Here is a 9,207-nt window from a genome sequence, read left to right on the forward strand (position 1 = left end):
GCCACGCGCAGCCGACCAACGGCCGGCGCTACGTCAAGAGCGTCCCGTTCCAGAGCGTCCCGGTCGCCCACACCTTCGGGTCGTCCGCCCAGACAAGTGAGCCCGCATGACCGACACCGCACGCATTCCCGAAACCTGTGACCTGCTGATCGAAGCCGGTTACGTGGTCCCGATCGAACCGCATGCGGTGGTGCTGGAAGACCACGCCGTGGCTGTGCGTGGCAGCGAGATCATCGCGATCCTGCCGCGCGCCGAGGCCCGTGCGCGTTTCGCCCCCGTCCAGACCGTCTCGCGTCCCGACGCGGCGCTGATGCCGGGCCTGGTCAACGCGCACACCCACAACCCGATGACCCTGCTGCGCGGCGTCGCCGACGACCTGCCACTGATGGTGTGGCTGCAGCAGCACATCTGGCCGGTGGAAGCGGCGGTGATCGGACCGGAGTTCGTCGCCGACGGCACCACCCTGGCGATCGCCGAGATGCTGCGCGGTGGCACCACCTGCGCCAACGAAAACTACTTCTTCTCCGACGTCCAGGCCGCGGTCTACAAGCAGCACGGTTTCCGCGCGCTGGTCGGTGCGGTGATCATTGATTTCCCCACCGCCTGGGCCAAGACCGACGACGAGTACTTCGCCAAGGCCGGCGAGCTGCACGACCAGTGGCGCAACGACCCGCTGATCGGCACCTCGTTTGCCCCGCACGCGCCGTACACGGTCAACGACGCCAACTTCGAGCGCGTGCGCATGCTGTCCGACCAGCTGGACATGCAGGTGCACCTGCACACGCATGAGACCGCACAGGAAATCAGCGACTCGATCAAGCTGCACGGCCAACGCCCGCTGGCGCGACTGGACCGTCTCGGCCTGGTCAACGACCGCCTGATCGCGGTGCACATGACCCAGCTGACCGAAGCGGAAATCCACCTGTGCGCCGAGCGTGGCGTCAGCGTGGTGCATTGCCCCGAATCCAACCTCAAACTGGCCTCCGGGTTCTGCCCGGCCTGCGCCCTGCAGCGCGCCGGGGTGAACCTGGCCATCGGCACCGATGGCTGCGCCAGCAACAACGACCTGGACATGTTCAGCGAGAACCGCACGGCGGCGATCCTGGCCAAGGYCGTGGCCAACGATGCGACCGCGTTGGACGCGGCTACCACGCTGCGCGCGGCTACCCTGGGCGGTGCGCGCGCGCTGGGCTTCGGCGACCGCATCGGGTCGATCGAGGTCGGCAAGCAGGCCGACCTGGTCTGCGTGGACCTGTCCGCGCTGGAAACCCAGCCGCTGCACCATGTGCTGTCGCAGCTTGTGTATGCCGCCGGCCGCCACCAGGTCAGCGATGTCTGGATCGCCGGGCAGCCCAAGCTGGTCCAGCGCGAGCTGGTCGGCATGGACACTGCGGCGATCGTCGCCAACGCCCGCCAGTGGCGCGAGCGCATCCGCCACATCCGCGCTTGATGCACCAAGGATTCCCATGACTACCCCGCACGCTTCCACCAATTTCGACCAGGCCGAACTGGACAAGTTCGCCGCCCTCGCCAACCGCTGGTGGGACGTCGACGGCCCGCAGAAGCCGTTGCACGCGCTCAATCCGGTGCGCCTGCAGTACGTCGCCAGCCGCGTCACGCTGCGCGGTGCGCGCGTGCTCGACATCGGCTGCGGTGGCGGCCTGCTCAGCGAAGCGTTGGCCAAGGAGGGCGCTGACGTCACCGCGATCGACTTGGCCCCGGAACTGGTCAAGGTGGCGCGGCTGCACAGCCTGGAATCGGGTGTGCAGGTGGATTATCGCGTGCAGGCCGCCGAGGACCTGGCCGCCGAACAGCCGGGCAGTTTCGACGTGGTCACCTGCATGGAAATGCTCGAGCACGTGCCGGACCCGGGCGCGATCATCGCCGCCTGCCACCGTCTGCTCAAGCCCGGTGGCCAACTGTTCCTGTCCACGGTCAACCGCACCCCGGCCGCCTTCGCGGTAGCCATCGTCGGCGCCGAGTACGTCGCGCGGCTGTTGCCCAAGGGCACGCACCACTACCAGGATTTCATCAAGCCGGCCGAGCTGGGCAAGTGGCTGCGCGCGTCCGATTTCAACCTGCGCGACGTCAGCGGCATGGCCTACGAACCGTGGCGCAACCGCGCGCGCCTGAGTTCGCGCACCGACATCAATTACCTGGCCCATGCGGTCAAGCCGGACGATGCCGCCCGTGTCTGAGTCTGGTTTCCCGCAGGCGGTGTTGTTCGACCTGGACGGCACGCTGCTCGACAGCGCGCCGGACATGCTGGCCACGGCCAACGCGATGCTGGCCGCGCGCGAGCGCCCGCCGACCACCCTGGACGCACTGCGTCCGGTGGTCTCCAAGGGCTCGCGAGCGATGGTGTCGGTGGCCTTCCCGGAACTGGGGCAGATCGAGCGCGATGCGCTGGTGCCGGAGTTCCTCGAGCGCTATGAAGGCCTGATCGGCCAGTACGCGACGCTGTTCGACGGCGTGGCAGGCATGCTCGATGCGCTGGATGCCGCCGGCTGCGTGTGGGGCATCGTCACCAACAAGCCGGAATACCTGGCCCGTCTGATCGTGCCGCAGCTGGGCTGGGAAAGTCGCTGCAAGGTGCTGATCGGGGGCGATACCCTGGCCCAGCGCAAGCCGCATCCGCTGCCCCTGCTGGCCGCAGCCGAGCGCCTGCAGATCGACCCGGCCACCTGCATCTACGTGGGCGATGACGAACGCGACATCGTCGCTGCCAATGCCGCCGGCATGGCCTCGGTGGCCGCGCTGTGGGGTTACCGGCTCGATGCCGACGACCCGCTGGCGTGGGGCGCGGAGTGCATGATCGAACAGCCCGCGCAGCTGCAGCGGGCTGACGCCTGGCCGGTGGCACGCGCCTGATCGCCCGCCAGGCATCGGCCGTGGGCCGAGGCGCAACGCAACCCAGGCATGCACCGGCAATCGGCCGGTGCACACCCCGGTAGCCGCCGACGGTTGGTCGGCACATCACTTCCAAGGATTTCCCGTGACAACTTCCAGCGCCCTCGACAGTTTCCTGGACAAGTGGCGGACCCGCTGGCCGGAATGGTCGGTGGCCGAACCGTTCGTGCCCGAGGCGCAGCGCAGCCTGGCCGTGGCATGGTTCACGCTGCTGCAGGAGTTCGACGACATCCTCAACACCAACGGCGACCCGACCCCGTCCGACGCCAAGCTGGCGTGGTGGGGCGAAGAACTGCGCAGCTGGGCCGCGCAGCGCTCGCGGCATCCGCTGGGGCGCCTGCTGGAGCCGGTGCGTGCGCCGTGGACGGCGCTGGCCGACACCCTGCCGGACTTGATCGATGCGCGCGCAGCCGCGCTGGAGCCGGCGCAGGCGCGGCGTGCGCTGCAGCCCTACGCAGCGGCAGTGGCGGCGGTGGAAGCGGTGATGTTCGACACCCCGGCGCGTGGCGACGTGGCCGCCCCGGTGCTGGTACAGACGTTGGCGCAGCGGCTGCAGGAGGCGGGCGTGGCGGCGGTACCGCGCTCGCTGCTGGACGTCGACGGCGACACCGCCGCCCAGCAGTGGGCGCGRCAGCTGCTGGCCCAATGGCCGGCGCGTGTCGCCGGTCCGCGCGTACGTCGCATGTATGCCTCCCTGGCACGCACGCGGCTGCAGGCCAGCGCGCAAGGCCGCGAGCTCAAGGTAACGCCGATGCGCACGTTGCTGCGCACGTGGTGGGCCGGTCGGGGCTGATCTGGCGCCACCCTGTAGATGTGGCGGCAACAGGAGGCACCGCCTCTGTGTGGCGGCCTCGGGAGGCATTCACCGCCTGCGTGCGTCGGCACCGGCAGGCGCGCACCGGTAGGGGCGGTTCCCGAACGACCGCCGGCCGTGTTGATCGACACTGGGGCGCATGACGGCTGCCGGAGCAGCGCTTTCGTCAGTGATCATGCGTAACCGGATGGTGCACCGCCCTCGGCGGTCGTTCGGGAACCGACCCTCACAGCGCGCCGTACCGGCCGCGCACAACTCGCTTGCCGCGCGCGCAGCTTACCTGCCGCATGCATCCATCACTTGCCGCGTTCAAGCACCAGCAGTGGATCGATCCGCGTGTCGAACCAGTTCATGCCCCAGTGCAGGTGTGGCCCGGTCGCACGCCCGGTGGCGCCGACGGCGGCGATGACCTGGCCCTGTTCGACGCGGTCGCCGACCTTCACGTCGATGCGCGACAGGTGCAGGAAGTTCGAGCTGATCCCGAAACCATGGTCCAGCAGCAAGGTGCCACCGGTCAGGTACAGGTCCGGGCCGGCGAAGGTGACCACGCCGGCCGCCGGTGCCTTCACCGGGGTGCCGGTCGGCACGGCGATGTCCATGCCCGAGTGACCCGCGCCGGGCTGGCCGTTGTAGACGCGCGCATTGCCGAAACGGCCGCTGATGCGGCCCTGCACCGGCCAGATGAAGGCCTGGGCGAAGTCGGTGCGGTTGTCGTCGCGCGCACGCGCGGCGGTGACCTGGGCCTGCTCGCGCTTGATCCGTTCGGCAATTGCTGGCGGCGGGTTGACGGTCTTGGGCGGCACGCCGTTGACCCGCTCGGTCGGCCAGTCGCGCGCGGTCACCGCGATGCTGACCGTCTCGCTGCCGCCGTCGGGGCGCTGTACCTGGAGCTGCAGCGGCCCTTTCTCGTCGCGCCCGATGCCGAACACCACGCTGCCATAGCCACTCACCCGCAGGCTGCGGCCGGCGTACTGGACCACGCTTCCGGCCGGCACCTTGCCGATCACCATCGCGCCCTGCGACGCACTGGCGGTAAACACGACGCGACCGTCCGCCTGCGCCGAGGCGGGCGAGGGCAGCATGCCGCCCACCATCACACCGCCTGCCAGGAGCAGGCCGACACTCAAGACCCGTGCACGCATCAGCGGTCGAAGCTCATGCGCTGACCATTGGGCGCACCGACCAGCTGCGTCCCGTCCCAGGCCAGTTCGCCGTTGACCCAGGTCGAGGCGATGCGCGAGCGGAAGGTCATGCCTTCAAACGGAGACCAGCCGCACTTGGACAGCACATCTTCGCGCTTGACCGTAAACGGCACGTCTTCCACCAGCACCAGGTCGGCGAAGTAGCCTTCGCGCAGGTAGCCGCGCTGGCTCACATCGAACAGCTGCGCCGGAGCGTGCGCGAACTTCTGCACCACCTGGGTGATGTCCAGCTTGCCTTCGTGGACCAGCTCCAGCGCGGCGACCAGCGCGTACTGCACCAGCGGCAGGCCGGACGGTGCCTGCGGGTAGGGCTTCTGCTTCTCTTCCCAGGTGTGCGGGGCGTGGTCGGTGGCCAGCACGTCGATCACGTCCTCGGCCACGGCGCGGGTCAGGGCCTCGCGATCGCTGGCTTCCTTGATGGCCGGGTTGCACTTGATCAGGTTGCCCAGCCGCGCGTAATCGCTGCGGTCAAAGCGAAGGAAGTGGATGCAGGTCTCGGCGGTGATCTGCTTGCGGCTGCCATCGGCACGGATCAGCGGGCCGCGCTCGAACAGTTTCAGTTCGTCGGCGGTGGAGATGTGCAGCACGTGCAGGCGGGTGCCGTGCTTTTTGGCCAGCGAGACGGCCAGCTCGGAGGACTTCAGGCAGGCCTCGCGCGAGCGGATGTCCGGGTGCTGTTCGGCACTGAGGGCGTCGCCATACTTCTCGGCGTACTCCTTGGCCTTGGCATCGATCATCGGCGTGTCTTCGCAATGCGTGATGATCGGGGTCGGCGCGTCGCGGAAGATCGCGTCGAGGGTGTCCGGGTTGTCCACCAGCATGTTGCCGGTGGAGGCACCCATGAACACCTTGATGCCCGGTGCGGTCTTGGGGTCCAGCGACTGGATGTGGGCCAGGTTGTCGTTGCTGGCGCCCATGTAGAAGCCGTAGTTGGCGCGTGCGCGGCCGGCGGCGGCGTCGTATTTGGCCTGCAGGATGTCGGCGCTGAGCGTCGGCGGATTGGTGTTGGGCATGTCCATGAAGCTGGTCAGGCCGCCGGCCACGGCCGCGGCCGATTCGGTGGCGATGTCGCCCTTGTGGGTCAGGCCCGGCTCGCGGAAGTGCACCTGGTCGTCGATCATGCCCGGCAGCAGCCAGCGGCCGGCGGCATCTACGACGGTTTCACCCGGGCGGGCCTCCAGGCCGGCGCCGATCTGCGCGATGCGGCCGTTTTCGATGCGCAGGTCGCCGTCGCTGATGCGACCTTCGTTGACCAGGCGGGCGTTGACGATGAGCGTGGAGGACATTTCAGTGTTTTCCTGTGCAGCGGCAGGCGGCGTCGTCCGTGGCGCGCGGCGGCACCTCGTCGATGCCACCGGGATGGAAGGGATGGCAACGGCCCAGCCGGCGCGCGGCCAGCCAGCTCCCGCGCGCGGGCCCATGCGTGGCGATGGCCTGCATGGCGTATTCAGAACAGCTGGGCATGAAGCGGCAACGCGGCCCCAGCAACGGGCTGATGAAGCGCTTGTAGAAGCGCAGCAGGGCGATGAGCAGGCGTGAGATCACCCGCCAATCTTAGAGCAGTTGGCATGAAGGCCGCATTTGTCGCAGGATGGGGCGTTGGCTCCCCTCCGCGTCCACGCGCGTGGCGGGCCGCCCCGGCTGCTGGCCGGGTCAGGTGCCGAACGGCGCAGGTCGGTCCGCTCGATSGGCGGATCGGCCGCACCCCTTGTGACTCCGGGGCTGAACGGAGTAGGCGGTGTGGTTGCTGCTGCTGGTCGGGTAGGCTATAAAGGCCCGCTTTCCCGGGCCCCGGGGAAACCAAGGAAGAGCGTTTCGTGGCTGCTAAAAAAACTGCAAAGAAGGCCGTCAAGGCCGCCAAGAAAACCGCCAAGCCTGTTGCTAAGAAGTTGGCGGCCAAGTCCGTTGCCAAAAAACCGGCCCCCAAGCCGGCTGGCAAGCCTGCATCCAAACAACCGGCGGCCAGGACGGCACCCGTAAAGAAATCCACGGCCAAGGCACCGGCCACGCCGGCGAAGAAAGCCGTCGCCAAGAAGCCGGTGGTCGCCAAGACCCCGGTGAAGAAGGCGGCTGCCACCAAGCCGGTAGTAAAGAAAGCGGCGGCCAAGAAGGCTGCGCCGTCCAAGCCGGTCGCCAAGGCGCCGGTGAAGAAGGCCGCGGTCGGCAAGACCGTCGCGAAGAAATCCGCGGCGCCGGCTGTGTCCAAGCCGGCTCCCAAGCCGACCCCGGTGAAGAAGGTTGCGGCCAAACAGCCGTCGCCCGCGCCGGTGAAGGCGAGCAAGACTGCCAGCAAGCCCGTGGCAACCAGGTCGGCGTCCAAGCCGGCTGCAGCACCCGTAGTGAAGTCCGCACCGAAGCCGGCATCGCCGGCACCGGCCAAGTCTGTCCCGGCCAAGTCCGCGGCCAAGCCTGTTACCCCTCCGGCGTCCGCGCCGGCGCCGGTAGCGGCAGCCCCCGCCTCGAAAGCCCCGCAAAACAAGAATCCCGTGCCCGTTTCGAAATCGCCTGCAAAAACCCCCGTCAAGTCCGAGTCCGCCCCCAAGCCTGTGTCGCGTCCGGTCGGCAAGGTCGCCGTTGCCGTGGCAGCGCGCTCGTCTGCTCCGGCTCCGCGCACCAAGGTCAAGGTGGTGGAATACAAGACTGACGAAGCCACTGGTCGTCCGATCCTGCCCGACGGCTACAAGCCGAGTGCGGAAGAGGAATACATGAGCCCGCTGCAGCTGGAGTATTTCCGCCAGCGCCTGCAGCACTGGCGCAATGATCTGGTCGAGGAATCCAAGCAGACCATCGCGAACCTGCAGGAAGAAGTGCGTGATATCGGCGATGAAGCCGAGCGCGCCACCCGCGAGACMGAGAACTCGCTGGAACTGCGTACCCGCGATCGTTACCGCAAGCTGATCGGCAAGATCAACAGCACGCTCAAGCGCCTGGAAGACGGTGACTACGGCTACTGTGTCGATACGGGCGAGGAAATCGGCCTGGATCGTCTGGAAGCCCGTCTGACCGCCGAACGCACCATCGACGCCCAGGAGCGTTGGGAGCACCTGCAGAAGCAGCAGGGCGACTGATTGCCTGGTTGTTGATGGATGCACAGAGAAACCCGGCTTCGGCCGGGTTTTTTTTTGGTTTTTTCTTCAAGTCATGCGCTCAGGTCAACGACACAACCAGGTCAACTGCTCTGGGTGTGCGCCTGTGCTGGCTTGGGCGGGTACGGATGGGCTGGCGGGACACGCTGCAAGTACGTCCTTGTAAGCTCGCGTGCGCCATCCATGGCGCMCRACGGTCCCRCCARCCYACCCGTACCCGCCCTTGACCGTGTGCTGGTGCGCAACGAAAGAGCGCGGCACGTGCGCCGGGTCATCGCGCTCTGCCTTGCCATGGCCACCGAGAACTCTCCGGGGCGGGTACGGGTAGGTTGGTGGGACCGTTGGGCGCCATGGATGGCGCACGCGAGCCTCCACGGATGGATTTACGGCGTGTCCCGCCAGCCCACCCGTACCCGCGCCAATCAGTGCAGGTAAGCACTCGCCGCCTTTGCTCTCCGTTTCTGTACCAGGCAGAGCGTCTTTTCAGCGCACAGTCAACGGCATGCCGAGCGATCAGTAGCTACTGCAGGTCGCGCAGGTTCAAGTTGCGCAGGGTGGGGTTCTTCCAGGCGGTGACGCCGGCCACGCTCAGCACCGCGAAACCGCCCAGGACCACCGCAGGGACCAGCCCGAGCAGCTTGGCCATCGTGCCGGCGTAGAACGCACCCAGTTCGTTGGAGGAACTGATGAAGATCCCGTTGATCGAGGACACCCGGCCGCGCATCGCTTCGGGTGTGGCCAACTGCAGGATCGTCGAGCGGATCACCACCGACACCCCGTCGAACGCCCCGTAGAACAGCAGGATCAGCGCCGACAGCCAGAAGCTGTGCGACAGGCCGAAGCCGATCACGCACAGGCCGAACCCGGCCACCGCGCACAGCAGCACCCGCCCGGCATTGCGCTGCAGCGGACGACGGGCCAGCCACAGCCCCACGCAGACCGACCCCAGTGCCGGTGCCGCGCGCAGGATGCCCAGCCCTTCCGGGCCGTGGTGCAGGATTTCATGCAGGAACGCCGGCAGCATCGCCACCACCCCGCCCAGCAGCACCGAAAACATGTCCAGTGCCATCGCCCCGACCATGATCCGGTTACCCAGCACGAAGCGACCGCCCTCGGCGATGCTCTTGAAGATCGGCGCGGCCGGGCCGGCGTGCACCGGCTCKGACACCCGCAGCACCGCCAGGCAGCCCACCGC

At 67.9% G+C, this 9,207-nt stretch carries 9 protein-coding genes; 5 read left to right on the plus strand and 4 right to left on the minus strand.

Features of this window, described 5'->3' with window-relative positions:
• Nucleotides 1–106 precede the first annotated feature (106 nt).
• From AC1DQP_RS12020 to AC1DQP_RS12035, 4 genes are all read left to right on the plus strand, one after another.
• Nucleotides 107–1,450, plus strand: a complete 1,344-nt coding sequence (locus AC1DQP_RS12020; protein WP_478051667.1) for a TRZ/ATZ family hydrolase — start codon at nucleotides 107–109, stop codon at nucleotides 1,448–1,450.
• 16 nt (nucleotides 1,451–1,466) lie between these two features.
• Nucleotides 1,467–2,198: a bifunctional 2-polyprenyl-6-hydroxyphenol methylase/3-demethylubiquinol 3-O-methyltransferase UbiG gene (ubiG, locus tag AC1DQP_RS12025; protein WP_256774722.1), complete on the plus strand. Its 732-nt coding sequence runs from the start codon at nucleotides 1,467–1,469 to the stop codon at nucleotides 2,196–2,198.
• A complete protein-coding gene (locus AC1DQP_RS12030) occupies nucleotides 2,182–2,871 on the plus strand; it encodes a phosphoglycolate phosphatase (protein WP_457318740.1) in 690 nt (229 codons plus the stop codon). Before ubiG ends, AC1DQP_RS12030 begins: the two co-directional genes overlap by 17 nt.
• A 124-nt stretch (nucleotides 2,872–2,995) precedes the next feature.
• Entirely contained in the window at nucleotides 2,996–3,703 is a 708-nt protein-coding gene (locus tag AC1DQP_RS12035; protein ID WP_478051668.1) for a squalene/phytoene synthase family protein, read from the plus strand.
• Nucleotides 3,704–4,020: 317 nt separating this feature from the next.
• Here the strand turns inward: AC1DQP_RS12035 and AC1DQP_RS12040 are convergent, their stop codons facing one another.
• Genes AC1DQP_RS12040 through yidD form a run of 3 tightly spaced genes read right to left on the minus strand, consistent with a single transcriptional unit; the run spans nucleotide 4,021 to nucleotide 6,471 of the window.
• Nucleotides 4,021–4,818, minus strand: coding sequence for a M23 family metallopeptidase (locus tag AC1DQP_RS12040; protein WP_457318749.1), 798 nt, complete (start codon nucleotides 4,816–4,818; stop codon nucleotides 4,021–4,023).
• Between the two features lie 47 nt (nucleotides 4,819–4,865).
• Nucleotides 4,866–6,212, minus strand: a complete 1,347-nt coding sequence (locus AC1DQP_RS12045) for a dihydroorotase (RefSeq protein WP_256774726.1) — start codon at nucleotides 6,210–6,212, stop codon at nucleotides 4,866–4,868.
• A 1-nt stretch (nucleotide 6,213) separates the two neighbouring features.
• The gene (gene yidD, locus AC1DQP_RS12050; protein WP_256774727.1) at nucleotides 6,214–6,471 is read right to left on the minus strand and encodes a membrane protein insertion efficiency factor YidD; all 258 of its coding nucleotides are present in this window, start codon (nucleotides 6,469–6,471) and stop codon (nucleotides 6,214–6,216) included.
• A gap of 272 nt (nucleotides 6,472–6,743) precedes the next feature.
• Here yidD and dksA point away from each other — a divergent pair, with 272 nt between their 5' ends.
• On the plus strand, nucleotides 6,744–7,994 hold the full coding sequence (gene dksA, locus AC1DQP_RS12055) for an RNA polymerase-binding protein DksA (protein ID WP_457318736.1): 1,251 nt from the start codon (nucleotides 6,744–6,746) through the stop codon (nucleotides 7,992–7,994).
• 538 nt (nucleotides 7,995–8,532) lie between these two features.
• Here dksA and AC1DQP_RS12060 read toward each other — a convergent pair.
• A partial coding sequence (locus AC1DQP_RS12060) for an MFS transporter (RefSeq protein ID WP_478051669.1) occupies nucleotides 8,533–9,207 on the minus strand: 675 nt, incomplete at its 5' end.

The organism is Stenotrophomonas sp. P5_A8, from assembly GCF_056400545.1.

What these genes read in the sequence shown, in the direction of transcription:
- AC1DQP_RS12040 (WP_457318749.1), bottom strand. Translation starts at nt 4,818, where the DNA reads ATGGTGGGCGGCATGCTGCCCTCGCCCGCCTCGGCGCAGGCGGACGGT.
- AC1DQP_RS12045 (WP_256774726.1), bottom strand. Translation starts at nt 6,212, where the DNA reads ATGTCCTCCACGCTCATCGTCAACGCCCGCCTGGTCAACGAAGGTCGC.
- AC1DQP_RS12030 (WP_457318740.1), top strand. Translation starts at nt 2,182, where the DNA reads ATGCCGCCCGTGTCTGAGTCTGGTTTCCCGCAGGCGGTGTTGTTCGAC.
- ubiG (WP_256774722.1), top strand. Translation starts at nt 1,467, where the DNA reads ATGACTACCCCGCACGCTTCCACCAATTTCGACCAGGCCGAACTGGAC.